The following is a 25,925-nucleotide window of genomic DNA, read 5'->3' as shown; positions in this document are numbered from 1 at the left end:
CACGGCAGGAGTGGGGGAGGACGCCGCGTCGGGCGTCAGTCGCTTGCGAGACCGGCGACCGGCGAGAGCCGGGCTGCTCGGCGCGCCGGGAGCACGGAGGCCAGCAGGCCCGCCCCGACCGCCACGGCGAGGACCGCTGCGATCTGCCCCACCGGCACCGCGGGGCTGACCGGGGCCATCCCGCCCAGGGCGGACTGGGCGCCGAGCCAGCCGTAGAGGGTGCCCAGGCAGGTGCCGAGCAGCGCTGCGACCCCGGCCATGAGCACGGCCTCGACGGCGAGCATCCCGCGCAGCTGGCCGCGGGTGAGGCCGAGGGCCCGCAGCAGCGAGTTCTCCCGGCGTCTCTCCAGCACGGACAGGGAGAGCGTGTTGGCGACGCCGATCAGCGCGATGAGCACGGCCACGGCCAGCAGGGCCGTGACGATCAGGAGCAGGACGTCGATGACCTGGTTGTACGCCACCCGTTCGAGCGCCGCTCCGCTCACCTGGTACTCGGACACGCCCGTGGCGTCCACGATCCGCGCCTGGACGTCCGTCACCGCTGCCACGTCCGCGGCGTCGTCGAGCTTCAGCCAGAACACCGTCCCGAGGTGGTCCGCGAGGCTCGCCCCCGCCGGGACCGGCTCCGCCGGCTGGTCACCGGTGGGCGCGAGATAGGCCGACAGGGCGCCGTCCGGGCTGCCACCGAGCCGCTCCGCCGTGGCGGTGGTGATCAGCGGCTGGAAGTAGACGGCGTCGACGGCCGTGACGGGGAGCGTCGCTGCACCGTCGCCGCCCTCGAGCGTCACGTCCGTCCGCGTCCACGTCTGGGGGGCCAGGACCACGCCGTCGGTGAGCATGGTGCCTTCCGAGCGCAGGACCCCGGCCAGCTCCGCGGGATCCACGGCGTAGACCACCTCCGCGCCGTCCTGTGCGCTGGTGAGCATCACCGGCGTGAGCTCGACGGCGGTGCGCACGCCGTCCACCTCCAGCAGCGTGGGACCGTCGAGTCGGGGTTGCGCGCCGCCTCCCGCATCCGGCGACGCCGAGGCGGTGCCCGCACCCGAGACCGCGAGATCCACGGCGTAGTTCTGGTCCAGTTCCCGCTCGAAGGACGTCCGGGAGGTCTGGGCACCGACCATCATCATCGTGACGAGCGTGACGCCGACCATCAGGGCCGCCGAGGACGCCGTCGTGCGCGCCGGGTTGCGGACGGCGTTGAGCGACGCCAGGACGCCGGGCACGCCCAGCGGGCGGGCGATCCTGCCGACGGCGGCGACACTGCGCGGCACGAACAGGGGGGCGAGGAGCATGACGCCGAGGAACGAGGCTGCACCACCGGCGACCGCCGGGACGAGGGCGACGGACAGCGCGCCGAGCAGCAGCAGCCCCCCGCCGGCGACGACGGCCACGAGCCCCGTGACCAGCCGGAGGCGACCGCTGCCGCTCCCGGCGACCGGCGGCTCCGCGGGACGGAGCGCGGCGAGCGGAGCCACCCGGGTGGCGGCGCGTGCCGGGACGAGCGCGGCGAGGAGCGTCATCAGCAGACCCACGGCGATACCGCCGGCGACGGCGGACACCGGCACGGCGAGGACCGCGAAGGAGCCGTAGTCGGTCTGCCGGGCCAGGGCCACGAGGGCGCCCATGAGTCCCGTGGCCAGCAGCACGCCGAGCACCGAGGACACGAGCCCCACGATCGCGGCCTCGACGAGCACCGCGGTGCGGACCTGGCGCCGTTCCGCGCCGATGCAGCGCAGGAGGGCGAGTTCGCGCGTCCGCTGGGCCACCAGGACCGAGAAGGTGTTCGAGATGACGAGCCCGGCGACGAGGACCGCCACGGCGGCGAAGGCCAGCAGTACCCCGGTGAGCACGTCGCTGTCGTTCGAGAAGGAGGCGATGTCCGCGACGGTCTGCTCCGACGCCGTCCGGACCACCAGGGGTGCCCGTCCGTCCTCGGGGACCGCGTCGACGGCGGAGGAGGCCGCGGCGAGCACCTCCACAGGATCGGCTCCGGGCGCCAGGGCGAGCTGCAGGTTGCGGAGCACGGTCTCGCCGTCGTTCAGTTCCCGCACCACGGTGGTGGAGGCGAGGACCTGCACCGCACCGGAGAGCGAGGGGTCCGCGCTCGGTTCGGTGAGGCCGGTGACGGTCAGGGCGTTGCCCGGCGACGTGGCGGGAGCGGCGGCGTCGAGTGCCACCGTGTCGCCGGGGACGACGTCGAGGCGGGCCGCGGAGGCCTCGTCCAGTGCCACGTGGCCGGCCTCCGACGGGTAGGACCCGGCCGTCATGACCGCCGTCTCGAGCCGCGGCGTCGCCGTGGTGGTCAGGACGGCGAGCGCGTCCTGGGAGCCGGTGGTGAGCTGGGCGTAGGCGCGCTCGAGGCCGTGGACCGCGTCCACGCCGGGGACCGACGCGAGGTCGGCGGCCACGCCGGCCGGGACGGAACCGCCGTCCTGCGCGGTCACCACGAGGTCCGCCCTGGCGTAGGACGCCCCGATGCTCTCCCCGAGGCTGGCCTTCGTGGTCGCGCCCACCATCAGGGTCGCGGAGAGGAAGGCCACACCGAGCATCACGGCGAGGCCGACGGCGAGGAAGCGCCGGGCATGGACCCGGACCTGGGCGAGGGCTACCTGCAGCACGTCAGGCCCCCAGCGTCGCGAGCGCGCCGAGGATCGCCTCGGGTGCCGACTGCTCGAGTTCGCCCACCAGTGCGCCGTCCTTCATGAGGACCACGCGGTCGGCATAGGACGCCGCGACGGGATCGTGCGTGACCATGATGATGCTCTGTCCCATCTCGCGGCAGCTCCGCCGGAGCAGGGACAGCACCTCGGCGCCCGTCGCCGAGTCCAGGTTGCCGGTGGGCTCGTCACCGAAGATGACATCGGGCCGGGTCAGCAGGGCGCGGGCCACGGCGACCCGCTGCTGCTGGCCGCCCGAGAGTTCGTGAGGACGGTGGGAGAGGCGGTCGCCGAGCCCCAGCGACGACGAGATCTGCTGCAGCCAGGCCGTGTCCACGGTGCCGCCGGCCAGTGCGACCGGCAGCGTGATGTTCTGCTCGGCCGTGAGGGTGGGGACGAGGTTGAAGGCCTGGAAGACGAACCCGACGCGTTCGCGCCGGAGCCGCGTCAGGGCGGCGTCGGGAAGCCCGGTGATCTCGGTGCCCCCGACCCAGAGCCGGCCGGTGTCGATACTGTCCAAACCGGCCAGGCAGTGCATCAGGGTGGACTTGCCGGACCCGGACGGGCCCATGATGGCGGTGAAGCGTTCCCGCTCGAAGTCGAGGGAGACGTCCCGGAGGGCGTGGACGGCGGTCTCACCCCGGCCGTAGCTCTTGGACACGGCGCGTGCGGCGACGGCGGCGGAGGACGCAGCCGGGGAGCCCGGGATCGCCCCGGGGAGATTCGTGGAGATTGTCATGCTTCCACGCTAGGGACGCCCGTCGTCGGGCGGATCGGCGCCAGGTCCGGGATCGCAGGGGCGGGGTCTCCTCCCGTGGGATGAGGGCACTGCCCGCGGTCTCCACCCCCGGTTCATGCCCGTGTCGATGCGGCCGGGCGGGCCCGACGGTCACGGCCGGACGATGCCCGTCTCGTACGCCATGACGACGGCCTGCACACGGTCCCGCGCCCCGAGCTTCGCGAGGATGTGCCCCACGTGCGTCTTCACCGTCGCTTCCGAGAGGAAGAGCTTCGCGGCGATCTCCGGATTCGAGAGGCCCTGCGCGATCAGCCCGAACACCTCGCGCTCGCGGACGGTGAGTCGTGCCACGGCCTCCGCGTGGGCATGCTGCTCGGGGGAGGGGCGCCGCAGGAGCGGTGCCACGTGGTCGAGCAGGCGGCGGGTCGTCGAGGGTGCGATCACGGCGTCCCCGCGGTGCACCGTCCGGATCGCCTCGAGCAGTTCCTCCGGCGGCGCGTCCTTCAGCAGGAACCCGCTGGCGCCGGCGTGGATCGCCGCGAGGGCGTACTCGTCGAGGTCGAAGGTCGTCAGCACCACGATGCGCGGGCCGGCCGCGGCGCCCTCGGCGCCCTCGCCTCCCGGCGGGGTGCGGTCGGCGAGGATCCGCCGGGTGGCCTCGATGCCGTCCATTCCGGGCATGCGCACGTCCATCATGACGACGTCGGCGCGCGTGCTCGCGAGCGCCCTCACCGCGGCCTCGCCGTTCGCGGCCTCGCTCACCACCCGCAGGTCGGGCTGGGAGTTGATGAGCATGGCGAAGCCGCTGCGCACGAGGTGCTGGTCGTCGACGATCGCGACGCGGATCGGCGGGGTAACGCCGTCGTCGGCCTCCGACGCATGGTGGCTGCCGGCCGGGGTCTCGGTGATGCTGTCCATGCTGCGTGTCGTCTCCTGTGATTGCCGTGCCGGGACTGCGAAGGGGGGCCGGGCCTCAGGCCTGCGTGTAGGGGATGAAGGCTTCCACCCGGTAGCCGCCGCCGGAGCGCGGCGCCGCGGCCACGGAGCCGTCGTAGAGCCGTACGCGCTCGGTCATGCCCCGGATCCCCTGGCGCGCGCCCGCGGTGGCGGGATCGGCCGCGGCGCCCCGGCCGTCGTCGTCGACCGTGATGCCGAGCCCGCGGGGTCCGTGGTCGAGCACCACCTCCGCGGTGGTGGCCGCCCCGGCGTGCCGGAGCACGTTGGTGAGCGATTCCTGGATGACGCGGTAGGCGGTCAGCTCCGCGCCGGGTGGGAGGTCGCCGCGCGGCGACCCCGTGCGGCGGCACGCGACGTGGACCCCCGACCGGCGCACCGACTGGACGAGGGAATCGACGTCGTCGAGCGTCGGGAGCGGGCGGGTGGACGCGGTCTCGTCCCCGCGGAGCACCCCGAGCAGCCGGCGCATCTCGCGCAGGGAGCCCCGCCCGGTCTCCGCGATGGTCCCGAGCGTCCGGACGGCGAGCTCCGGAGTCTGGGCGCTGGCGTACCGGGCGCCGTCGGCCTGCGTGATGATCACGGACAGGGAATGGGCCACGATGTCGTGCATCTCGCGGGCGATGTGGCTGCGCTCGTCCGCCGCCGCCAGGTCCCGCTCCTGCTGCCGTTCCACCTCGAGGCGGCGCGTCCTGTCCTCGAGGGCCCGGTAGGCCAGGCGGCGCGAGCGGGAGAGGTCGCCGAGCGTCCAGGCGAGCAGCACGAGCGATTCCACGAGGAACAGCAGGATCAGGAACAGCGGCACGGTGGTGAGGACCGGCTGGCCGGGGCCGAGCCCGATCATGTCCCCGTAGCGCACGAGGCCGATCGCCGCGCCGGCGACGGCCAGTCCCAGCCCGCCGACGCCGGCCCAGCGGGGGCCGTGCGCGGCGAGGGTGTAGAGCGTGATGAGGATGACGAACTGGGCCGGCACCGGTTCGATCCCGGTGATCAGCTGGAGGACGGAGACGCCGGCGACGAGCCCGGCCGAGAGGACGACGCGCGAACGGCGCCACACCAGCGGGACGGTCACCGCCATCGACACGCCGACGATCAGGGTGTACCCCGGGACGCCGTCGGCGGCGAAGGGCAGGACGAACAGGAGGAGGATCGCCAGCACGAGGCAGACATCGATGGTTCGCGGGTGTGTGCGGATCCAGTGCGCCAGTCGCAGGTGGAGGTCCATGGGGATCCACTCTAGGCGGGGCGGGCGCCCCCGCACATCAGACCCAGGGTGGAGCCGTCTCACCCTGTGGACGGATTCTCTGCCGCCCGAAGCGCTTTCCTACGCTGGGATCATGACTGATGCACCCCGCAGTATCGACCTCGCCGTCATCCCCGGAGACGGCATCGGGCCCGAAGTGACCGCCGAGGCGGTCAAGGTGCTGCTCGCGGCGGTCGGCGACGACGTCGAGCTGGACCTCACCGAGTATCCGCTCGGTGCCGAGCACTGGCTCGCCACGGGGGAGACCCTGCCGGATGCCACGCTCGACAGGCTCCGGAGCCATGACGCCATCCTCTTCGGCGCGGTCGGCGCTGCTCCCGGGGACACCCGCATCCCGTCCGGGCTGATCGAGCGCGAGCTCCTGCTCAAGCTCCGCTTCTCGCTGGACCACTTCGTGAACCTGCGGCCCTCCCGCCTGTACCAGGGCGTCCCGAGCCCCCTGGCGCAGCCCGGGGTGATCGACTTCGTCGTCGTCCGTGAGGGGACCGAGGGCCCCTACACCGGCAACGGCGGGACGCTGCGCGGCGGCACGCCGCACGAGGTGGCCACGGAGGTGTCCCTCAACACCGCCTACGGCGTCGAGCGGGTGGTGCGGGATGCGTTCCGGCGGGCAGCCGCGCGCCGGAAGAAGCTGACCCTCGTCCACAAGCACAACGTGCTGGTGTACGCAGGGCACCTGTGGAAGCGCACCGTGGAGGCCGTCGCCGCCGACTTCCCGGACGTGACCCATGACTACCTGCACGTGGATGCGGCGATGATCTTCCTCGTGACCGACCCGTCGCGCTTCGACGTGATCGTCACCGACAACCTCTTCGGGGACATCGTGACCGATCTCGCGGCGGCCGTGACCGGCGGCATCGGGCTCGCGGCGTCGGCGAACCTCAACATGGACCGCACCGCACCGTCCATGTTCGAGCCCGTGCACGGCTCGGCGCCGGACATCGCGGGCCGGCAGCTGGCCGATCCGACCGCCGCGATCCTCTCCGCGGCGCTCCTCCTGCAGCACCTCGGCCTCGCCGACCGGGCGGCGCGGATCGAACGGGCCGTCGAGGAGGACATCGCCGCGCGCTCGGGTGCGCGGAGCACGGCTGCTGTCGGCGATGCTATTGCCGCGACCGTGTCCTAAGGTGGTTACACATCATTAACCCAGTGCCGGAGCACTGACCACCCACGGACGACGGCGGCCGAGCCGTGCGTGCAGTCCGTTCCAGCGCGGAGGAACCATGACAGCCACCGATACCCATTTCGCCCAGCACCTGTCGACGCAGCGGGCATCGGCCGAGGAGCGGGAGGCGGTGCTGGCGAACCCCGGCTTCGGCAACTTCTTCACGGACCACACCGCGATCGTCGACTTCAGCGTCGACGCATCGGGTGTCGGCGGCTGGCATGATGCGCGCGTGGAGCCCTACGGGCCGATCGCCCTGGATCCCGCGGCCGCCGTCCTGCACTACGGCCAGGAGATCTTCGAGGGCATGAAGGCCTACCGGCACGCCGACGGCTCCGTGTGGACCTTCCGCGCCGACGCCAACGCGGCGCGCCTGAACCGCTCGGCGACCCGCCTCGCGCTGCCCCAGCTGCCGGAGGAACTCTTCCTCGAGTCCCTGCGCCGGCTCGTCGCGGTGGACCAGGATTGGATCCCGTCCGGCGACGGCGAGAGCCTCTACCTCCGGCCCTTCATGATCGCCACCGAGGCGTTCCTCGGCGTCCGGCCCGCCCGCGAGGTGTCCTACCGTGTGATCGCCTCGCCCGCCGGGAACTACTTCGGCGGTGAGGTGAAGCCCGTGGACATCTGGGTGTCCCGCAACTACGCGCGGGCAGGCCGAGGAGGCACCGGAGCGGCGAAGGCCGGCGGCAACTACGCCTCCTCGCTCGCGGCCCAGCTCGAGGCGGAGGCGCACGGCTGCAAGCAGGTGCTCTTCCTCGACCAGTTCAACGACAACGCCGTCGAGGAACTCGGCGGCATGAACGTGTTCTTCGTGTTCCGCGACGGGTCGATCGTCACCCCGGCCCTCACCGGCACCATCCTCGAAGGCGTCACGCGGTCCTCCATCATCCAGCTGGGCCGGGACCGGGGACTCGAGGTCACCGAGCGCAAGATCACGCTGGACGAATGGCGCGACGGCGTCGCGAGGGGCGAGATCACCGAGGTGTTCGCCTGCGGCACGGCCGCGGTCATCACGCCCATCGGCCGCCTGCGCGACGGTGACGAGTTCATCGGCGCGGAGGGGGCACCGGCCGGCGAGGTGACCATGTCCATCCGCAGCCAGCTGCTCGGCATCCAGACCGGTGTCGTCGAGGACACGCACGGCTGGCTCACGCGCCTGGTCTGATCTCCGGGAGGACACGACGGCGCCCGTCCCGCCCCGCGAGGGGTACGGACGGGCGCCGTCGTCGTTCCGGGATCCACCGGTCCCGGTGGGCCGGGGACCGCGGGGGAGTCAGAACGACGACGCCGTCTCCGCGTCGTCGATGCCCTCGGTGACCTGCAGGTGCCGCGTGGTGGCGAGCAGGGCCGACGCCTCGTCCGCGGGCATCGGGCGGCTGAAGTAGTAGCCCTGCCCGCTGGCGCAGCCCATGGACCTCAGCTGGTCGGCCTGCTCCCGGGTCTCGATGCCTTCGAAGACGGCTTCGAGGCCGGCGGCCCGGATGAGCTGCAGGATGGCCGCGACGAAGTCGAGCTGACCGGGCCTCGTGTTGAGCTCGACGAGGAGCGACCGGTCCACCTTGACCATGCTGACCGGCAGTTCCCGCAGGTAGCTGATGGAGGAGTAGCCCGTCCCGAAGTCGTCGATCTCGATCCCGACCCCGAGCTGCTGCAGGCTCAGCAGCGAGTACATCTCGACTTCCCCGCGGGTCACGATCGCCGTCTCGGTGATCTCCACCACGAGGCTGTGCGCGGGCACCTCCAGCTCCCGGAGCAGTCCCCTGATGTGGTCGACGAGGTCGAGCTGCTTCAGTTCGACGGCGGAGAGGTTCACCCGCAGCTGGAAGTCGTCGTCGAGCGGGAGATCCCTCCGCCAGGTCGCGAGCTGGCGCAGCGACGAGGACATCACCCAGCGGTCCAGGTCGTGGATGACGCCGATCTCCTCGGCGAGCGGGATGAACGTGTCCGGCGGGATCAGCCCGCGGAGGGGGTGCTGCCACCGCACCAGGACCTCGACGCCGAGGATCCGGTTGGTGGCGAGCTCCACGACCGGCTGGTAGTGCAGGACGAGCTGGTTGGAGCTGATCGCGTCGCGGAGTTCGGTGGCCATCTGGCTGCGGAGCTGGCGCGAGTACAGCATCACGGGTTCGAAGACCTTGATGATGCTGCGGCCCTCCCGCTTGGCCGCGTACATGGCGGTGTCCGCGTCCAGGAGCAGTTCGTCCGCCGTCTGGCCGGCGGTGCCGAGGCGCACCCCGATGCTCGCACGCGAGTGCACGTACAGGGAGTCGAGGCGGATCTGCTGGGCGAGGGCGTCGAGTGCCCGGCGGGCCACCTGCATGGCGATCTCCATGGTGGCGCCCGGGAGCAGGATGGCGAACTCGTCTCCGCCCAGCCGTGCCACGAGGTCGCTCTCGCGGACCACGCCGAGGAGTCGGTGGGCGACTTCCCGGAGGACGCGGTCGCCCGCGTCGTGTCCGAAGCGGTCGTTGACGTTCTTGAAGCTGTCGAGGTCGAGGAGCAGGAGGGCCGGCGGCTCGGCATTGTGGGCGGCCGCCTGGGCGAGCGCCTCCTCGATGCCGTCCATGAGGGCCACGCGATTGGCGAGGCCGGTCAGGGCATCGGACATGGCCATCTTCATCATGTCGAGGTGTGCCTGGCGCAGCATGGCCGTGCGGCTCTCGACGCGCTTCTCGAACTGCTCGTAGACCTGCTCCAGCTCCTCGGCCAGCAGGTTCACGCCGGTGATCACGGCGTCCACCTCGTCCCGGGCACTCGAGGGCTCGATGCGGCTGCTCAGTTCTCCGCGCGACAGCCGGACGATGCTCTCGACGAGCATCGCGAGGCGGGGGTCCTTATGGTCAGCGCTCATCGATCCCAGAGTACATTCCGCGGAGCCGCTAATCCGGTGAGGTGCCTGTTCTGACGGCGCGTTGAAAGCGCTCGGCCGGAAGAGTGCCGGCGGCGGTCGAGGACCTGGGGCCGGCGTCACGGTCCGGAGATGAAGGAACCCCGACCGGGGTGGGAGTAATGGGGGAAAACGCCCGACCCGGCCGGGGTCTGTTCATCAGCTTACGCCAGTGCGGCGGAAGAGCATGCATATGCATCGGGAATTAATTCCGCTTGACGCGACGTGCAGGAGCTGATCTCTCCGGTTCAGCTCCGGATCGAGTCGATCAGGGCCCGGGCCGTGGAGGCGCTGTCCTCCGCCCCCGACTGCAGGAACAGGCCCTCGCTGGCCTCCAAGTTCGAGATGGCTCCGGAGTCACCACCGTGGGCCGACAGGGCCTGGCCGAGCAGGAAGTGAGCTTGCGCCGCCATGTGCGTAGCCAGTAGGCGCTTCTTCTCGACGATGGACCTGAGCAGTGTCACGGATGCCTCGACCTGACCGGTCAACACGAGCCACTGTGCCCGCGTGAGGCTCAACTCGAGGCAGTCCCGCTCCGATCCGCCGACGATCGAACTCGCCAGTTCCGCCCGTTCGATGCATTCGAGTGTCTCGGGCTCGATGACGCCGGCGGTGAGTCGGAGCGACGCCGATGCGCGATTGAAGCGCGCCCATAGATCGAGGTCGTTGGTAGGAGAGAGTGCCTTGGCCGCACGCCCGTGATATTCGACGCCCTGCGGGATGTGTTTGAGGAGAAACGCCACGTTGCCGATGGCCCAATAGCCGACACCGGTCGTCTGGCTCAAGGGCTCGGACCGCAGGAGTGCGTCAAGGGCCTGACATTCCTGCCAGGCGGAGTCGAGCTGGTCGCTGTCCGCAAGTGCCGCGATGAGTGCATTTCGCGCGCCGACCAGAACGCCGACGTCGTCGACCTCACCCGAAGCGTCGTCAACCGCCTGTTGAGCGGCAGTGACGGCGGCCGTCAGGTCGCCGCAACCCTGGAGGGCGAGGGAGAGGATGGTGGAGACCCGGGCACTGAGGGCTTGGGACTCGACCGTCAATGCGTGGCCGGCCAGTGTCTCGGCCACAGCTCTCGACTCCTGCATCAGCCCTTGCTTCCGCAAAGTCTCGGCCACGAGGAAAGTGGCGTTCCACCAGCCAAGATCGTCGCTGTCAGCGAGGGCAGATGCTGCCAACTCCTGTGCGAGATTCTGCGCGGTGATGTAGTCACGCTGGCTCCACGCTTCGCGTGCTCGGAGTTCCATCAGCAATCGCTGTCCCGCTGCTTCCTGATAGGTCATGCTCACCTTCGGCTTTCCGGATCGGTCAGGCTACTCGTCCCATTATTGGCATCGGAACGCGATGGGACGAACAATTTGGAGAAGGGTAAAAAGAAATCCGAAAACCTGTTACCAAAGTGGCTGGTGTGGCTTACGATAATTCCAGGGCCGCTCATGGTACACGAGCTGGACCCTGCCATCACTGTCGACCATCCGCCAAAGGAACACATCATGAAGCGCATCACCTCCGCATTCCTCCTCGCAACACTCCTCGTGACCGGAAGTGCAGCAGCGGCCAACGCCGCCCCGGCCAAGACCGGCGTCGTCGCCCCTGTCTCTTCGCTGGACCGCGTCAACAACTGGCCCGGCTAGTCACTCATCGGCAGATGGTCGCGTTCCGTTAGGCCGCGCTTCCACCCGTGCGTCACACCTGATACCGCGGGCACCCTCTCTCTGGGAAGGGAGTGCCCGCGGTATCTCCTTGACGCCTGCAAACGGGCCACCCACCGGCACCGACAACCGGACGCGGGGGCCCGCGTTAGGCTTGGCGGCATGCGAATTGCACGCTTTGTCGTAAATGATGACCCAATGTTCGGCGTCGTGGAAGGGACCGAGGGCAGCGAGGAAGTCGCCGTCATCCAGGGAGACCCTTTCTACGCCGGCATCCAGCTGACCGGCGTACGCCACGCCCTCGAGGACGTCCGCCTCCTGGCGCCCGTCATTCCCCGCAGCAAGGTGGTCGGGGTGGGCCGCAACTACGCTGACCATATCCAGGAGATGGGGAGCGAGACGCCGGCTGCGCCGCTCATGTTCCTCAAACCCAACACCTCGGTGATCGGCCCCGGGGACCCCATCATGCTGCCATCCTTCTCCGACCAGATCTCCTACGAGGCAGAGCTCGCCGTCGTGATCGGCCGCATCTGCAAGGATGTCCCGCTCGAGCGCGTGGACGACGTCGTGTTCGGCTACACCTGCGCGAACGACCTCACGGCACGCGACGTCCAGAAGACCGACGACCAGTGGGCGCGCGCCAAGGGCTTCGACACGTCCTGCCCCATCGGCCCCTGGATCGAGACGGACCTGGACCCGGAGAACCTCACGGTCCGGGGGAGCCTCGACGGCGAACTCCGCCAGGACGGCTCCACGAGCGACATGATCTGGGGCGTCCGCGAACTCGTGGCCTACGTCTCGCAGGCCTTCACCCTGCTGCCCGGGGACATCATCCTCACGGGCACGCCGGCCGGGGTCGGCATGATCACCGACGGCCAGCGGTACGACGTCGACATCGAGGGCATCGGACGCCTGTCCAACCCGGCACGCCGCTGACGCCCTTCCGCCGTCGGGCCCTGCGGTCCCGGGTCCGACGGCGCTCGGCCGCCGCCGGTGGGCCCACCTAGAATGGGACCACCATGACTACTGCCGCAGAGTTCCCCACCGTCTCCGATGCCACGCCCGTCCGGGTCCGATTCTGCCCGTCACCGACGGGAACCCCCCACGTCGGGCTGATCAGGACCGCGCTCTTCAACTGGGCGTACGCCCGCCACACCGGCGGCAAGCTGATCTTCCGCATCGAGGACACCGACGCCGCCCGCGACAGCGAGGAGAGCTACCAGCAGCTCCTGGAAGCCATGACCTGGCTGGGCATCGACTGGGACGAGGGCGTCGAGGTGGGTGGGCCGCACGCGCCCTACCGCCAGTCCCAGCGCGGCGAGCTCTACCGGGACGTCATCGACCGCCTCCTCGAGGCGGGCCACCTCTACGAGTCCTTCTCGACCCCCGAGGAGGTGGAGGAGCGCCACCGCGCCGCCGGACGCGACGTGAAGCTCGGCTACGACAACCACGACCGCACGCTCACCGAGGAGCAGAAGGACGCCTTCCGGTCGGCCGGGCGTCCCGCGGTCCTGCGGCTGCGGATGCCCGACGAGGACATCACCTTCACCGACCTCGTCCGCGGCGAGATCACGTTCCGCGCCGGCAGTGTCCCCGACTTCGCCGTCGTCCGGGCCAACGGAGCGCCCCTCTACACGCTCGTCAATCCCGTCGACGACGCCCTGATGAACATCACGCACGTCCTGCGTGGTGAGGACCTGCTGTCCTCCACGCCCCGCCAGGTGGCGCTCTACCGTGCGCTGATCGACATCGGGGTGGCCCAGCACATGCCGCTGTTCGGGCACCTGCCCTACGTCATGGGCCAGGGCAACAAGAAGCTGTCCAAGCGGGATCCCGAATCCAACCTGTTCCTGCACCGTGAGCGCGGCTTCATCCGCGAGGGCCTCCTGAACTACCTGTCGCTGCTGGGCTGGAGCCTGTCGGCGGACCAGGACATCTTCTCGGTGGAGCAGCTCGTCCAGAAGTTCGACGTGCGCGACGTACTCGCCAACCCCGCCCGGTTCGACCTCAAGAAGGCCGAGGCGATCAACGGCACCCACGTGCGGCTGCTGGATCCGGGCGAGTTCCGGTCCCGCCTGCTGCCGTACCTCGCGGCCGCCGGCCTCATCGGTGCCGATCCCACCGAGGAGGACCTGCGCATCGTCGCCGAGGCCGCCCCGCTCATCCAGGAACGCATCACCCTGCTCGGCGAAGCCCCCGAGATGCTGGGGTTCCTGTTCAAGGCCGACGACGCCGTGGACATCGCCGACGACGCCCGCAAGGGACTGCCCGAGAACCTCGGCGAGGTGCTCGACGCCACCCTGGCAGCCCTCGAGGGCTGCTCCACCTGGGACGCCGAGTCGCTGCAGGCCGCGCTGCGCGCCGCGCTGGTCGACACGCTCGGCCTGAAGCCACGGCTCGCCTTCGGTCCGGTGCGGACCGCGATCTCCGGCCGCAAGATCTCGCCGCCGCTGTTCGAGTCGATGGTGATCCTCGGGCGGGAGTCCTCGATCGCCCGCGTCCGGGCACTGCGCGCGACGGCCGCATGATGGCGACCGGCCATGGCCCCGCCGGGCCGGCAGGGGCCCGGCAGGGCGCCCCGGACGCGGAGGACCGTCCCGTCGTGGACGGCGTGCTGTTCGACATCGACGACACCCTCGTGGACCTCGAAGGGGCCATGGGGCACACGCTGCAGGCCATCCCCGACCCGCACCTGAACCACCTGAGCGACGACGACTGGGCGCGGTACAAGGCCCTGTACGCGACGGACCCCCAGCGGCACTACGACCGGTTCCTGGCGGGGGATGTGACCTTCGAGGAGCAGAGGGTGCACAGGGTCCGGCACGCGCGTGCCGCGTTCACCCCCGAACCGTTCGTGGGGCACATGGCGGAGGCCTGGGTGCGCGCGTACGAGCAGACCCTGCCCCTGCACTTCCGGGCGTACGACGACGTGGAGCCCCTCCTGGACGAACTGGACGCCCGTGGCATCCCGTACGGCGCTGTCAGCAACAACGTGCACGACTACCAGCGGGCGAAGCTGGACCATGCCGGCCTGCAGCGCATCATCACGCTGGTCGGCATCGACACCGTAGGCGTCGCCAAGCCGGAACCGGCGATCTACCACGAGGGCGCCCGGCTGCTCGGGACCGCGCCCGAGCGGACGCTCTACGTCGGCGACAACCGGCTGGTCGACGCCGTCGGAGCGAGGTCGGCAGGGCTGGTCGGCGTGTGGCTGGACCGCGCGGGAACGGGCCGGGGTTCGGGCACCGACGGCGGTTCGGCGGCCGATGCCGGGGACGCCCTCGAGGTGCCGCGCATCGTGGGCCTGGAGCCCGTTTTGCAGTTCCTGCCCTCCGTCCGGTAAAGTTATTTCTCGGCGCGGAGCGGTTACGCGACCGGAGTTCAGCACGATCGGGGCTCCGAAAAGTGCCATTGGGGTATGGTGTAATTGGCAACACACTGGTTTCTGGTACCAACATTCTAGGTTCGAGTCCTGGTACCCCAGCGCACTTCCGCCCCCGGGCGGGATGGCAAAAGCACACGGCAACACATAGTAAGATGGAAAGTACTGGCCCCATCGTATAGCGGCCTAGTACGCTGCCCTCTCACGGCGGTAACGCGGGTTCGAATCCCGCTGGGGTCACATTCGCCCGCAAGGGCACAGTCCGTCAGGACACCGGGAAGTCCCGGACATCACCACGATGTCCGGGATTTTTCTGTTTCCGGGGAGGGCAAGGACTTCCCGGGCGCGGCGGCGGGGGACTGGCATGATGGTTTCATGAGTGCACTTTCCCTGGCCGGCGAAGCCCGCGGGCTCTCCCCGCTGCTGCGCGAAGTGCGCGGCGCGCTGGACAGTCTGGCGTTCGCGCTCGAACTTCCCGGATCGGTCGAGGCACGGGAATCGGCGGCGGCCGCACGCGCACAGCTCACCGACTACATCCTTCCTCGGCTCGCCAGCCTGGACGCCCCGCTCGTCGCCGTCGTCGGTGGATCCACCGGCGCAGGGAAGTCCACGCTCGTCAACGCCCTCGTGGGGCGACCCGTCTCCATCACCGGCGCCGTGCGCCCCACCACCCGCCAGCCGCTCCTGCTCCACCACCCCGACGACGGCGCGTGGTTCGACGACGCGCGGGTCCTGCCCACGCTCAGCCGGGTCCGCCTCGCTGCCGACGACGCCGGGGACGACGACGGGAACAGCGACGGAGCCGACGGTTCACCCACGGCGGGGGCGCCCGCCGCGCTCCACCGGGCCTCGGGACCCGACACGCTGCTGCTGCGCCCCACCTCCACGCTGCCGCCCGGCCTCGCGCTCCTGGATGCCCCTGACGTGGACTCCATTGCGGACGAGAACCGCAGGCTCGCCGGCCAGCTGCTCGCGGCGGCGGATCTCTGGATCTTCGTGACCACCGCCAACCGTTACGCGGACGCCGTCCCCTGGAGGCTGCTGGCGGAGGCGGGCCGCCGGGACGTCCTCGTCGCCGTCGTGCTGGACCGGGTACCGGCCGGTGTGGAGGAGGAGGTCAGGAGCGACCTCCTGACCCTGCTGTCGGCCGAGAACCTCGGGCACGCTCCCATCTTCGTGGTCCCCGAGATGACGCTCGAGCCGTCGCGGATGCTGCCCGCACACGCCGTCGAGCCGATCACGCGGTGGCTGCAGGCGCTGGCTGCCGACGCCGACGGGCGGCGGGACATCGCGCGTCGGACGGTGAGCGGTGCCATGCGCGCCCTCGCGGGTCGCATCGACGCCATCGCCGACGCCGCCGACCAGGAGCAGTCCGCCGCCGACGCCCTGCGGGCAGCGGTGGAGCGCGCCTACGCCGACGCCCTGGCGGACGTGCTCGCGGCCACGGAGGACGGCAAGCTGCTGCGCGGGGAGGTCCTCGCCCGCTGGCAGGACTTCGTGGGCACCGGTGAGTTCATGCGCGGCCTCGAGACGAGGATCGGCCGGGCACGCGACCGGGTGAGCGCGTTCTTCACGGGACGCCCTGCTCCGGCGGCGACCGTCGCCGAGGCCATCGGCAGCGGGCTGCAGACGGTGATCGTCGAGCAGGCCGCACGCGCGGACGAGACCACGCGCCGCCGCTGGCGCGCCGACCACGCGGGCCGGGTGCTGCTCGAAGACGTTCCGGCCTGGGACGCCGCCGCCGTGTCGGCCGAGGTGGCCCGGGAGATCCGGGAGTGGCAGCAGGACATCCTGCTGCTCGTCCAGGCCGAGGGCGCGGACAAGCGCTTCACGGCCCGCATGCTCTCCTTCGGCGTCAACGGCGTCGCCGTGGCACTGATGGTGGTGGTCTTCGCGTCGACCGGAGGACTCACGGGCGGGGAGATCGGCATCGCCGGGGCGTCCGCGGTCGCGGGCCAGAAGCTCCTGGAGGCGGTCTTCGGCGACGACGCCGTCCGCCGGCTGGCCGCCACGGCCCGCCGGAACCTGTACCAGCGCGTCGAGGCGCTGTTCCGCCGCGAACGCGAGGCCTACGATCGGTGCCTGCACCCCCTGGCGCTGCAGACCTCCGCCGAGGCGCTCACCGTCCTGGCGAGCCGGCTCCGCACGGCGCTGCCCGCGGAACCCTCCGACGGCGGGGGCGCCGCGTGAACCGTCCCGGACAGGACACCACGGAGACCGGGGCAGCCGCTTCGCTGTCCGAGGCGCTGGCACATCTCCAGGAAGCCTATGAGCTCGGCGCGGACCGGCTCCCGGACGAGGAGCTCGAGCGGCTCCGCCGAACACTGGAGCGCGCGGGCCGGCGCCGGGCGCTGTCGGCGGACCACACGGTGGTGGGCATCTTCGGGCCGACCGGCAGCGGCAAGTCCTCGCTCGTCAACGCACTGAGCGGCACGGGTGCGGCGCGGGTCGCGGTCCGGCGCCCCACCACATCGGAACCGCTGGCCCTCGTCTGGGGCAGCAGCGGGAGCGACGAGCTGCTCGACTGGCTGGAGGTCCGGCAGCGCGTCGCCCTGCCGGAGGGTGCCCCGCTCGTCGCGGGAGGCCCCGCGCAGGAGCAGCACCTGCTCGAGGCCGTGTCCTCCGGGGGAGCGCGCGCGGACGCCGCGCCCGACGGGCGTGCCGGCCTCGGCGGACGGGAGGCACACCCCGGCGCCGAGGGCCGGGACGGAGGCGTGACGCAGGATGTCCGGGCGGCCGACACCGGCCTTGAGGACGCGCTCGACGACGGCACGGCGGCAGGGCCCGGTCCCGCCTCCGGCGAGCGGGTGGCGCGCCGCGGGTTCTTCCGCCGGCGACGCAGGGGTCCGATGCCGGCGGTCGGCCAGGAGCCGACCCGGCAGGTGCACCCCGCGATGCCCGACACCGCGGGGCTGATCCTCCTGGATCTGCCCGACTTCGATTCCACGGCGGTTGCGCACCGGGAGACCGTCGAGCGCCTCGCGGGCCAGGTCGACGTGCTGCTCTGGGTGGTCGACCCCCAGAAGTACGCCGATGCGGCGCTCCACCACGGCTTCCTCCGGGGACTGGCGACCCACGAGGCGGTCACTCTCGTGGCCCTCAACCAGGCGGACCGCCTGGACCCGCAGGACCTCGAGGCGGTGCTGTCCTCCCTCGCGGGCATCCTCGCCGACGAGGGACTGCCGGGGGTCGACGTCGTCCCCGTGTCCGCGCGGACGGGACAGGGGGTCGGCGAGCTCGCCGGAGCCGTCCGGGCATTCGCGGAGAGCCGCGCCGCGGCGATGCGCAGGGTCGCTGCGGACGCCGAGCGGGCTGCAGGAGACCTGCTCCCGTTCGCGGCGGGGCACACCGCCGCACCGTCCGCCGCCGCGCGGGCTGCCCTGGCCGACGAACTCGGCAGGGCGGCGGGTGTCCCCGTGGTGGTGGACGCCGTCCGCAGTGCCTACCGCCGGGACGTGCACGCGACCACGGGCTGGCCGGTGACCCGCTGGCTGGCCGGTCTCCGCCCGGATCCGCTGCGCCGGCTGAACCTGCGGCGGCAGGACGTCGTCCCCGAGCTCCGCCGCTCCTCGCTCGCCGTCCGGGACCCGGCGCAGCAGGCGCAGGTGGGCCAGGCACTGCGCGTCTTCGGGGACGCCGCGGCCGGCGGCCTCGGCGATCCGTGGCGCACATCCGTCCGGGACGCGGCCCTGGACACCTCACCGGAGCTCACGGACGCCCTCGACACGGCCGTCACGGGCACCGATCTCGAGACCGGCCGGAGCAGGTGGTGGGGCGTCATCGGCGTGCTGCAGTGGATCGCCTTCGCGGCCCTCGTGACGGGACTGCTGTGGCTCGGGCTCCTGGCGGGGCTTGCATTCCTGCAGCTGCCGGCCTTCGAGGTGCCCCGGGTGGAGGGCTTCCCCCTGCCCACGCTGCTGATCCTCGGCGGTCTCGCGGTCGGCGTCCTGCTCGGGGTCGTCGCGTCGCTCCTCGCGCGCTGGCGGGCGGGCAGGCGCGCGGCCAGGGTGCGCCGGAAGCTGCTGGCGGCCTGCTCCCGCGTGGCGGACGACGTCGTCCTGCGGCCCGTCCTCGTCGAGGTGGAGCGCTGCAACGCGTTCGGCGCCGCCGTGCGTGCGGCTTCGCAGCGCGGTCGATAGCGGCGCGGTCGGGTGCAGTGCCGGCGTCCCGGGACTACTCCGTCAGCCGCCTCGAGGCCGCGAAGAACGTGACCTTCCCGATCAGGACCAGGGCAGCGAGGTCAACCAGCATCTGGATGGACAGGAGCGCCCGGGCCAGATCGCTCTGCGGGGTGATGTCCCCGAACCCCACGGTCGCGAAGGTGGAGGTCGTGAAGTAGAGGGAGTCGATCCGGCTGAGTGGTTCACTGAACGACGCCGGGTCGGACGTCGAGATGGACAGGTAGAGCAGCGCGAAGAGGCACAGCAGGATCAGGACGGATTCCACCACGGCCTCGATGGCCCGGATCTGGGGAATCCGCGCCGACATGATCATCTTCAGTTCGAGCGCCATGACGCCGAGGAAGACGAGGATGATGGCGATCAGCCGGACCCACGCGCCGGCCGGGTTCGCGTCGTTGAACCCTCCGATGGGAATCACGGCATAGACGACGAGGAGAACCGCGCAGAAGGCCGTGACGCGCACGATCGAGCCGAGGACGGCCCGACGTCGGCTCGTCCTGTCGAGTTCGCGGAAGAACGCGGGGCTGCTCTGCCCGAGGCTTTTCCCACCCATGCCTCATGGTACCTCCGGCCTCCGGGACGTTCTCCGGGTGGGCGCGATACCCGTGCGGTGGGGGCGCGATCAGGACCTTCGACCCTTTGCCGTGCAGCGGCGGATCACCACACTGGTGATACCCAAGCCGCGCCGGTCCGTCTGTCCTCGCGGCGTAAAAATTCTGACAGGAGTGGACAGATGGAATTCTGGGAGAACATTTGGAACATCATTTGGTTGTCCTTCTCGATCATGGTGTTCTTCGCCTATCTGATCGTCTTGTTTCAGATCATCGTCGATCTCTTCCGGGATCGTGAGCTCTCGGGCTGGTTGAAGACGCTCTGGATGGTGGGCCTGATCTTCATCCCGTTGATCACCTCCGTGGTCTACCTCCTGGCTCGCGGGCGGGGTATGGCCGACCGCGAACTGGCCAGCAGGCAGGCGGCCCAGGAGTCGATGGACAATTACGTCCGCAGCGTCGCCAAGCCGACGTCGGCCGAGGAGATCGCGAAGGCGAAGGAACTGCTCGAAGCCGGCGCCATCACGGAGCCCGAGTTCGTCAAGCTGAAGGATCGCGCACTGGCCTCGGTCTGAGTGCACCGAGCGATCCCGTCCCCCGGGCAGTTCCCGGAGGACGGGATCAGCCATGTGCGGGAGCGGGAACTCCGGGAGCGCGGATCAGGGGGTATGGATCAGGGAGTGCGGGCCGGGGTCCGGGCGATCGGGCTGTGGCCCGAACACACCCACTCCACCGAGCCCGCCCGGATGCGGTCGGCGAGGAGCCGGACGGTCCGCGCGGCGACCGGCCTGTCATCGATGAGGGGCGCGTAGAAGTCCCTGAGCGTCCCGTCCGCCGACACCCTGGCGGCATCGCCCGTGAAGAGGACCCCGCGCCACTGGTAGGCGTAGTGGCCCGGGGTGTGGCCGGGGGTCGGGAAGTACGCGAGCCCGGGGAAGATCTCACCGGCGCCGGTGAGCTCCCGGACGCCGTCCGGGAGCCGGACACGGGCGATCCGCCGCAGCGCTCGCCGGAGCCGGGTCTTGGGTCTGATGCGGCCGCGCACCACCTCGGCGTCGGCGGAACCGATCCAGACGGTGGCACCGAGGGCCTCCTGGAGGCGCCGCGCCACCTGGGCGTGGTCGGCGTCGTAGTGGGTGAGCACGATGTCGGTGATCGGGCCCGTCGTCGCCTCGCCGGCCCGCAGCTCGGCGATGACGCCGTCGAACCCGAAGGCCAGGCCCGGGTCGATCACGGCGGCCCGGCCGGCGCCGGCCACCACGAAGCCGTGGGAGCCCTTCTGATGCTCGAGCTGGTGGCAGTCCTGGGCGATGAGGCGCATGGGTGTCCTTCGGCTGGGTCGGTACGATCGGCCGCACGGCGTGCTCGAACCCTACCAAGGGGCGTGCGTCCGCCCGGTCAGGCCAGGAGGCGCAGGACCTTGTCCACGGTGTTGAGGTTGCGGGTGGTCGAGTTCGCCGCGTGCCGTGCCCGGGCGAGCAGCTTCGCGAGGGGGACGTCGGTGGACCTGCCCTTCGGCGGGAACCAGGCGATCGCCGTGCCACCGGTGAGGACCACCGGCTCCTCGCCGAGGCCGCGGGCCTCGTCGACGAGGGCCGCCTGGTCCTCCGGGCCCCTGAACAGCGTGACGTACGTGTGGGAGTCGGCATCCTCCCGGCGGGGCACCGATGCCGCGATGTCCGCGAGCTCCGCATGCTCGACGACGATCACGCGGGCCGGATAGCCGAAGCGTGCACGCAGGGCCTCCTCCACCCGGTCCCTGAGCTGCTCGCCACCGAGCGCGGACGCGCAGGTGGCGTTGCCGCTCGCGAGGACCGTGGCGACGTCGCTCACCGGCAGGCCGGCGAGCAGGTCCCGGAGGTCGGCCATGCGGAGGGTGACCCCGCCGACGTTCACGCCCCGCAGGAAGATCGCATAGCGTTGCGCGGTGCCGGGAGCGTCCCTGCCCACGTCAGTCGGCTGCCTTCGCCACGGCGAGCGTCAGCTGGCGCGCGGCATCCGAGACCACCTCGGCGTGGATGCGGCCGGGCTGGCGGGTGAGGCGTTCCATCGGCCCGGAGATCGACACGGCGGCGATCACGCGGCCCGACGGACCGCGGACCGGCGCCGAGACGGAGGCCACGCCGTTCTCCCGTTCGCCGAGGCTCTGCGCCCACCCGCGGCGCCGCACGCCCGCCAGCACGGTGGGCGTGAAGCGTGCGTCCTGCAGGCCCTTGAGCAGGCGGTCGTGGTCCTCCCACGCCAGCAGGCACTGAGCGGCGGACCCGGCCTTCATGGACAGCTGGGTCCCCACCGGGATGGTGTCCCGCAGTCCCACGGGACGCTCGGCGGACGCCACGCAGACGCGCCACTCGCCCTGCCGCCGGAACAGCTGGGCACTCTCACCCGTGGCGTCCCGCAGGCCGAGAAGCACGGGCCCCGCGGAGGCGATCAGGCGGTCCTCGCCGGCGGCCGAGGCAAGCTCCACGAGTCGGCTGCCGAGCACGAAGCGGCCCTGCATGTCCCGGCCCACCAGCCGGTGATGGGCCAGGGCGAGGGCGAGCCGGTGGACGGTGGGGCGGGCCAGTCCGGTCGAGGCGACGAGCTGGGCGAGGGTGGTGGGCCCGGCCTCGAGGGCGTCGAGCACGAGGGCGGCCTTGTCGATGACTCCGACACCGCTAGAATTGTCCATAGGATGATATTGCCGTCTCATAATCTGAGACGCAAGCCGTAGGAGTGGCACTCGTCGGCGGGCGCTGGTTGAGTTGACGGCACGAGGAGTTCCGGCCGCCGCCCCCTACCGGGGTCCGGTGCCGGAGCGGAAAAGGACGATCGTCATGGGCAAGACACTGGCAGAGAAGGTCTGGGACGCACACGTGGTGCGGAAGGGCGACGTCGTCGGCGCTGAAGCGCAGCCCGACCTCCTGTACATCGACCTCCACCTCGTCCACGAGGTCACCTCGCCGCAGGCCTTCGAGGGCCTCCGCCTCGCCGGACGCCCCCTGCGCCGTCCGGACCTGACGATCGCCACCGAGGACCACAACACGCCCACGCTGGACATCGACAAGCCCATCGCCGATCTCACCAGCCGCACCCAGATCGAGACGCTCCGCGCGAACTGCAGGGAGTTCGGCGTACGGCTGCACTCGCTCGGCGACGCCGAGCAGGGCATCGTGCACGTGGTCGGACCCCAGCTCGGCCTCACCCAGCCCGGACTGACCGTCGTCTGCGGCGACTCCCACACCTCCACCCACGGTGCCTTCGGTGCGCTCGCCATGGGTATCGGCACCTCCGAGGTGGAGCACGTGATGGCCACGCAGACGCTGTCGCTGAAGCCGTTCAGGACCATGGGCATCACGGTCGAGGGGACGCTGAAGCCGGGCGTCACCTCCAAGGACATCATCCTCGCCGTCATCGCCAAGATCGGGACCGGCGGCGGGCAGGGCTACGTGCTCGAGTACCGCGGCTCGGCCATCCGGGCCCTGTCCATGGAAGCGCGCATGACCATCTGCAACATGTCGATCGAGGCGGGGGCGCGCGCCGGGATGGTGGCCCCCGACGAGACGACGTTCGCGTACCTCGAGGGCCGTCCGCACGCGCCGGAGGGAGCGGACTGGGATGCCGCGGTCGCCGAGTGGCGCGAACTGCGCACCGACGACGACGCCGTCTTCGACGCGGAGGTCTTCCTCGACGCGAACGAGCTGGAGCCCTTCGTCACCTGGGGGACCAACCCGGGGCAGGGGGTCTCGCTCTCGCAAGCCGTGCCGTCACCCGAGGACTTCGCCGACGAGAACGACAAGGCCGCGTGCAGCCGTGCGCTGGACTACATGGCGCTGCAGCCCGGCACGCCCATGAAGGACATCCGCGTGGACACCGTGTTCCTCGGCTCCTGCACCAACAGCCGCATCGAGGACCTCCGGATCGCCGCCGACATCATCAGGGGACGCGAGAAGGACCCGGCCGTGCGGATGATGGTGGTCCCGGGCTCCGCCCGCGTGCGCCTGCAGGCCGAGGCCGAGGGCCTGGACCGCGTCTTCAAGGACTTCGGGGCGGAATGGCGGTTCGCCGGCTGCTCCATGTGCCTGGGCATGAACCCGGACCAGCTGGCCCCGGGGGAGCGCTGCGCGTCGACGTCGAACCGGAACTTCGAGGGCCGTCAGGGCAAGGGTGGCCGGACCCACCTCGTCTCGCCGGTCGTGGCCGCCGCCACCGCGGTGCGCGGGACCCTCAGTTCGCCGTCGGACCTGCCTCCGCGACCCGCCGGCACCGAAGCCCACGGCACGGGCGCCCATGCCGCCCCGTCCACCGTCACCGCAGTCTAGGAGCCCGCCATGGACAAGATCACCACGCACACCGGCATCGGCGTCCCGCTGCGCCAGAGCAACATCGACACCGACCAGATCATCCCGGCCGTCTACCTCAAGCGCATCACGCGGACAGGGTTCGAGGACGCCCTCTTCGCCGGCTGGCGCAAGGACGAGGACTTCATCCTCAACCGCGAGCCCTACTCCCGCGGATCCGTCCTGGTGGCCGGGCCCGACTTCGGCACCGGGTCCTCGCGGGAGCATGCCGTGTGGGCGCTGAAGGACTACGGGTTCAGGGCCGTGCTGTCATCGCGCTTCGCGGACATCTTCCGCGGCAACTCGGGCAAGCAGGGGCTCGTCGCGGCGCAGGTCGCCCAGGACGACATCGAACTGATCTGGAAGGTCCTGGAGAACGAGCCGGGTGCCACGGTCACGGTGGACCTCCAGGCGCGCATGGTGCAGTGCGGCTCCGTGAGTGCCCCCTTCCAGCTCGACGACTACACGCGGTGGCGCCTGCTGGAGGGACTCGACGACATCGGCCTCACGCTCCGGCAGGAGGAGCACATCACGGCGTTCGAGGCCCGCCGCCCGTCCCACAAACCGACCACCCTCCCCGTGCGCACCTGACGCCGCGCGGCGGCGTCGACCCGTCGCATCGTGATCCGTGCTGCTGTCGCGCACTTCACGGGCCACGGCCGGGACCGGGAGGAATGACCACGTGGTCCCGGAGGTTCCTGTAGGGGAGCAGGGAGTGCACCCAGTACCCTTGTTTTTTGTCTGCCCGACGGTACTCCTATGCTTGGAGGGGGTATTTCCGGGTTCGCGGGGGTTCATCGTATGAGGGAAACAGGTATTCATGGGTAGCGTTCTGACCATCCGAGGCGGCATTCCGTTGAGGGGCAAGGTCCTCGTCCGCGGGGCGAAGAATCTGGTACCGAAGGCGATGGTCGCATCGCTGCTGGGCAATTCGCCGTCCGTCCTCCGCAACGTCCCCGAGATCAAGGACGTCGAGGTCGTCACCAGCCTGCTGCAACTGCACGGCGTCAGGGTGACGAAGGACCCCATCACCGGTGACCTCACGATGGACCCGAGCGATGCGAAGATAGCGATGTCCAAGGACATCGACGCGCACGCCGGGGACTCACGCATCCCCATCCTCTTCTGCGGACCCCTGATGCACAGCATCGGCGAGGCCTTCATCCCCGACCTCGGTGGCTGCAAGATCGGCGACCGGCCGATCGACTACCACATGGAGGTCCTCCGCAACTTCGGCGCCGTCGTCGACAAGCGCCCGGGCGGCATCTCCATCTCCGCGCCCAAGGGCCTGCACGGCGCCAAGCTCACGCTGCCGTACCCCAGCGTCGGGGCCACCGAGCAGGTGCTCCTGACCGCGGTCCGCGCCGACGGCATCACCGAGCTCTCCGGTGCCGCCGTCGAGCCCGAGATCATGGACCTCATCGCCGTCCTGCAGAAGATGGGCGCCATCATCACGGTGCAGACGGACCGGGTGATCCGCATCGAGGGCGTCAGGGAGCTGACGGGCTACAACCACAAGGCCATCTCGGACCGCAACGAGACGGCGTCGTGGGCGTCCGCCGCCCTCGTCACCGAGGGTGACATCTACGTGGAGGGCGCGCGCCAGCTCGACCTCACGGCCTTCCTCAACACGTACCGCAAGGTCGGCGGGGCCTTCGACGTCGACGACGACGGCATCCGCTTCTACCACCCGGGCGGCCCCCTGAAGCCGCTCGTGCTCGAGACGGACGTGCACCCCGGCTTCATGACGGACTGGCAGCAGCCCCTCGTCGTGGCGCTCACGCAGGCCACCGGAGTCTCGATCGTCCACGAGACGGTGTACGAGAACCGCTTCGGGTTCACCGAGGCACTGCTGCGCATGGGTGCCAGCATCCAGGTGCACCGCGAGTGCCTCGGCAGCGTCCCCTGCCGGTTCGGGCAGCGGAACTTCCTGCACTCCGCCGTGATCTCGGGGCCCACGCAGCTGCGCGGCACCGACATCGACATCCCGGACCTGCGCGGAGGGTTCAGCCACCTCATCGCGGCCCTCGCCGCCGACGGCGTATCCCGCGTCACCGGGATCGAGCTCATCAACCGCGGCTACGAGCGCTTCCAGGACAAGCTCGAGGGCCTCGGCGCGGACTTCGATGTCACGGAGGACGCCCCGGCTGTCGCCGTGGCACTCGCGTAGGCGGCCC

The 25,925-nt window shown here is 70.9% G+C and carries 22 protein-coding genes and 2 tRNA genes; 14 read left to right on the top strand and 10 right to left on the bottom strand.

Annotated features, from left to right (window positions below):
* Positions 1-35: 35 nt before the first annotated feature.
* The 4 genes from RY94_RS13620 to RY94_RS13605 form a co-directional block, all read right to left on the bottom strand.
* Positions 36-2,618 (bottom strand): FtsX-like permease family protein, encoded by a 2,583-nt coding sequence (locus RY94_RS13620; RefSeq protein WP_043445935.1) that lies wholly within the window; start codon positions 2,616-2,618, stop codon positions 36-38.
* A gap of 1 nt (position 2,619) precedes the next feature.
* On the bottom strand, positions 2,620-3,396 hold the full coding sequence (locus RY94_RS13615) for an ABC transporter ATP-binding protein (protein WP_043445932.1): 777 nt from the start codon (positions 3,394-3,396) through the stop codon (positions 2,620-2,622).
* A 150-nt stretch (positions 3,397-3,546) separates the two neighbouring features.
* Entirely contained in the window at positions 3,547-4,314 is a 768-nt protein-coding gene (locus tag RY94_RS13610) for a response regulator (RefSeq protein WP_082046353.1), read from the bottom strand.
* A 55-nt stretch (positions 4,315-4,369) separates the two neighbouring features.
* Positions 4,370-5,575: a sensor histidine kinase gene (locus RY94_RS13605; RefSeq protein ID WP_043445929.1), complete on the bottom strand. Its 1,206-nt coding sequence runs from the start codon at positions 5,573-5,575 to the stop codon at positions 4,370-4,372.
* A 112-nt stretch (positions 5,576-5,687) separates the two neighbouring features.
* On the opposite strand from RY94_RS13605, the gene RY94_RS13600 reads away from it, so the two are divergent.
* Positions 5,688-6,740 (top strand): 3-isopropylmalate dehydrogenase, encoded by a 1,053-nt coding sequence (locus tag RY94_RS13600; protein ID WP_043445926.1) that lies wholly within the window; start codon positions 5,688-5,690, stop codon positions 6,738-6,740.
* A 97-nt stretch (positions 6,741-6,837) separates the two neighbouring features.
* Positions 6,838-7,944 carry a branched-chain amino acid aminotransferase gene (locus tag RY94_RS13595; RefSeq protein ID WP_043445923.1) on the top strand — a complete coding sequence of 369 codons (1,107 nt, stop codon included), beginning with the start codon at positions 6,838-6,840 and terminating at the stop codon, positions 7,942-7,944.
* A gap of 108 nt (positions 7,945-8,052) precedes the next feature.
* Here the strand turns inward: RY94_RS13595 and RY94_RS13590 are convergent, their stop codons facing one another.
* Both RY94_RS13590 and RY94_RS13585 read right to left on the bottom strand, forming a co-directional pair.
* The gene (locus RY94_RS13590) at positions 8,053-9,630 is read right to left on the bottom strand and encodes a putative bifunctional diguanylate cyclase/phosphodiesterase (protein WP_052274354.1); all 1,578 of its coding nucleotides are present in this window, start codon (positions 9,628-9,630) and stop codon (positions 8,053-8,055) included.
* Positions 9,631-9,914: 284 nt separating this feature from the next.
* Complete coding sequence (locus RY94_RS13585; protein ID WP_043446722.1) at positions 9,915-10,946, bottom strand: hypothetical protein; 1,032 nt, start codon at positions 10,944-10,946, stop codon at positions 9,915-9,917.
* A gap of 210 nt (positions 10,947-11,156) precedes the next feature.
* Between RY94_RS13585 and RY94_RS17970 the strand changes: the two genes are divergently transcribed.
* The 8 genes from RY94_RS17970 to RY94_RS18180 all read left to right on the top strand — a co-directional run bounded on the left by RY94_RS17970 (position 11,157) and on the right by RY94_RS18180 (position 18,836).
* Positions 11,157-11,297 carry a hypothetical protein gene (locus tag RY94_RS17970; RefSeq protein WP_156135178.1) on the top strand — a complete coding sequence of 47 codons (141 nt, stop codon included), beginning with the start codon at positions 11,157-11,159 and terminating at the stop codon, positions 11,295-11,297.
* Between the two features lie 180 nt (positions 11,298-11,477).
* Positions 11,478-12,251 carry a fumarylacetoacetate hydrolase family protein gene (locus RY94_RS13580; RefSeq protein ID WP_043445921.1) on the top strand — a complete coding sequence of 258 codons (774 nt, stop codon included), beginning with the start codon at positions 11,478-11,480 and terminating at the stop codon, positions 12,249-12,251.
* Positions 12,252-12,334: 83 nt separating this feature from the next.
* Positions 12,335-13,843 (top strand): glutamate--tRNA ligase, encoded by a 1,509-nt coding sequence (gene gltX, locus RY94_RS13575; RefSeq protein WP_043445918.1) that lies wholly within the window; start codon positions 12,335-12,337, stop codon positions 13,841-13,843.
* Positions 13,843-14,658, top strand: a complete 816-nt coding sequence (locus RY94_RS13570) for an HAD family hydrolase (RefSeq protein ID WP_082046398.1) — start codon at positions 13,843-13,845, stop codon at positions 14,656-14,658. The genes gltX and RY94_RS13570 overlap by 1 nt, the downstream gene beginning before the upstream one ends.
* Positions 14,659-14,727: 69 nt before the next feature.
* Positions 14,728-14,799, top strand: a tRNA-Gln gene (locus tag RY94_RS13565).
* Between the two features lie 65 nt (positions 14,800-14,864).
* Positions 14,865-14,937: transfer RNA gene (locus tag RY94_RS13560), tRNA-Glu, on the top strand.
* Between the two features lie 135 nt (positions 14,938-15,072).
* On the top strand, positions 15,073-16,887 hold the full coding sequence (locus tag RY94_RS13555; RefSeq protein WP_052274352.1) for a dynamin family protein: 1,815 nt from the start codon (positions 15,073-15,075) through the stop codon (positions 16,885-16,887).
* Complete coding sequence (locus RY94_RS18180; protein ID WP_052274351.1) at positions 16,884-18,836, top strand: dynamin family protein; 1,953 nt, start codon at positions 16,884-16,886, stop codon at positions 18,834-18,836. Before RY94_RS13555 ends, RY94_RS18180 begins: the two co-directional genes overlap by 4 nt.
* 34 nt (positions 18,837-18,870) lie before the next feature.
* Here the strand turns inward: RY94_RS18180 and RY94_RS13545 are convergent, their stop codons facing one another.
* Positions 18,871-19,431, bottom strand: a complete 561-nt coding sequence (locus tag RY94_RS13545; RefSeq protein WP_043445915.1) for a potassium channel family protein — start codon at positions 19,429-19,431, stop codon at positions 18,871-18,873.
* Positions 19,432-19,611: 180 nt separating this feature from the next.
* Here RY94_RS13545 and RY94_RS13540 point away from each other — a divergent pair, with 180 nt between their 5' ends.
* Positions 19,612-20,004 (top strand): SHOCT domain-containing protein, encoded by a 393-nt coding sequence (locus RY94_RS13540; protein ID WP_043445912.1) that lies wholly within the window; start codon positions 19,612-19,614, stop codon positions 20,002-20,004.
* 98 nt (positions 20,005-20,102) lie between these two features.
* Here RY94_RS13540 and RY94_RS13535 read toward each other — a convergent pair whose 3' ends face one another.
* The 3 genes from RY94_RS13535 to RY94_RS13525 all read right to left on the bottom strand — a co-directional run bounded on the left by RY94_RS13535 (position 20,103) and on the right by RY94_RS13525 (position 22,100).
* On the bottom strand, positions 20,103-20,750 hold the full coding sequence (locus RY94_RS13535) for an MBL fold metallo-hydrolase (protein ID WP_052274350.1): 648 nt from the start codon (positions 20,748-20,750) through the stop codon (positions 20,103-20,105).
* 77 nt (positions 20,751-20,827) lie between these two features.
* Positions 20,828-21,379, bottom strand: a complete 552-nt coding sequence (locus RY94_RS13530) for a DUF1697 domain-containing protein (RefSeq protein ID WP_043445909.1) — start codon at positions 21,377-21,379, stop codon at positions 20,828-20,830.
* 1 nt (position 21,380) lies between these two features.
* Positions 21,381-22,100: an IclR family transcriptional regulator gene (locus tag RY94_RS13525; protein ID WP_043445906.1), complete on the bottom strand. Its 720-nt coding sequence runs from the start codon at positions 22,098-22,100 to the stop codon at positions 21,381-21,383.
* 145 nt (positions 22,101-22,245) lie between these two features.
* On the opposite strand from RY94_RS13525, the gene leuC reads away from it, so the two are divergent.
* The 3 genes from leuC to murA all read left to right on the top strand — a co-directional run bounded on the left by leuC (position 22,246) and on the right by murA (position 25,918).
* Positions 22,246-23,730, top strand: coding sequence for a 3-isopropylmalate dehydratase large subunit (gene leuC, locus RY94_RS13520; protein ID WP_052274349.1), 1,485 nt, complete (start codon positions 22,246-22,248; stop codon positions 23,728-23,730).
* A gap of 9 nt (positions 23,731-23,739) precedes the next feature.
* Positions 23,740-24,339 (top strand): 3-isopropylmalate dehydratase small subunit, encoded by a 600-nt coding sequence (leuD, locus tag RY94_RS13515; RefSeq protein WP_043445904.1) that lies wholly within the window; start codon positions 23,740-23,742, stop codon positions 24,337-24,339.
* 229 nt (positions 24,340-24,568) lie between these two features.
* Positions 24,569-25,918: a UDP-N-acetylglucosamine 1-carboxyvinyltransferase gene (gene murA / locus RY94_RS13510; RefSeq protein ID WP_043445901.1), complete on the top strand. Its 1,350-nt coding sequence runs from the start codon at positions 24,569-24,571 to the stop codon at positions 25,916-25,918.
* Positions 25,919-25,925: the final 7 nt, after the last annotated feature.

The sequence above is a fragment of the Arthrobacter sp. L77 genome, assembly GCF_000816565.1.
Classification (GTDB): Bacteria; Actinomycetota; Actinomycetes; order Actinomycetales; family Micrococcaceae; genus Arthrobacter_D; species Arthrobacter_D antioxidans.
This window is presented reverse-complemented; position numbering and strand designations above follow the sequence as displayed.

Excerpts from the sequence above, each read along its gene's own strand:
- RY94_RS13615 (WP_043445932.1), bottom strand. The coding sequence starts at position 3,396 with ATGACAATCTCCACGAATCTCCCCGGGGCGATCCCGGGCTCCCCGGCT.
- RY94_RS13610 (WP_082046353.1), bottom strand. The coding sequence starts at position 4,314 with ATGGACAGCATCACCGAGACCCCGGCCGGCAGCCACCATGCGTCGGAG.
- RY94_RS13605 (WP_043445929.1), bottom strand. The coding sequence starts at position 5,575 with ATGGACCTCCACCTGCGACTGGCGCACTGGATCCGCACACACCCGCGA.
- RY94_RS13600 (WP_043445926.1), top strand. The coding sequence starts at position 5,688 with ATGACTGATGCACCCCGCAGTATCGACCTCGCCGTCATCCCCGGAGAC.
- RY94_RS13595 (WP_043445923.1), top strand. The coding sequence starts at position 6,838 with ATGACAGCCACCGATACCCATTTCGCCCAGCACCTGTCGACGCAGCGG.
- RY94_RS13590 (WP_052274354.1), bottom strand. The coding sequence starts at position 9,630 with ATGAGCGCTGACCATAAGGACCCCCGCCTCGCGATGCTCGTCGAGAGC.
- RY94_RS13585 (WP_043446722.1), bottom strand. The coding sequence starts at position 10,946 with ATGACCTATCAGGAAGCAGCGGGACAGCGATTGCTGATGGAACTCCGA.
- RY94_RS17970 (WP_156135178.1), top strand. The coding sequence starts at position 11,157 with ATGAAGCGCATCACCTCCGCATTCCTCCTCGCAACACTCCTCGTGACC.
- RY94_RS13580 (WP_043445921.1), top strand. The coding sequence starts at position 11,478 with ATGCGAATTGCACGCTTTGTCGTAAATGATGACCCAATGTTCGGCGTC.
- gltX (WP_043445918.1), top strand. The coding sequence starts at position 12,335 with ATGACTACTGCCGCAGAGTTCCCCACCGTCTCCGATGCCACGCCCGTC.
- RY94_RS13570 (WP_082046398.1), top strand. The coding sequence starts at position 13,843 with ATGGCGACCGGCCATGGCCCCGCCGGGCCGGCAGGGGCCCGGCAGGGC.
- RY94_RS13555 (WP_052274352.1), top strand. The coding sequence starts at position 15,073 with ATGAGTGCACTTTCCCTGGCCGGCGAAGCCCGCGGGCTCTCCCCGCTG.
- RY94_RS13545 (WP_043445915.1), bottom strand. The coding sequence starts at position 19,431 with ATGGGTGGGAAAAGCCTCGGGCAGAGCAGCCCCGCGTTCTTCCGCGAA.
- RY94_RS13540 (WP_043445912.1), top strand. The coding sequence starts at position 19,612 with ATGGAATTCTGGGAGAACATTTGGAACATCATTTGGTTGTCCTTCTCG.
- RY94_RS13535 (WP_052274350.1), bottom strand. The coding sequence starts at position 20,750 with ATGCGCCTCATCGCCCAGGACTGCCACCAGCTCGAGCATCAGAAGGGC.
- RY94_RS13525 (WP_043445906.1), bottom strand. The coding sequence starts at position 22,100 with ATGGACAATTCTAGCGGTGTCGGAGTCATCGACAAGGCCGCCCTCGTG.
- leuC (WP_052274349.1), top strand. The coding sequence starts at position 22,246 with ATGGGCAAGACACTGGCAGAGAAGGTCTGGGACGCACACGTGGTGCGG.
- leuD (WP_043445904.1), top strand. The coding sequence starts at position 23,740 with ATGGACAAGATCACCACGCACACCGGCATCGGCGTCCCGCTGCGCCAG.
- murA (WP_043445901.1), top strand. The coding sequence starts at position 24,569 with ATGGGTAGCGTTCTGACCATCCGAGGCGGCATTCCGTTGAGGGGCAAG.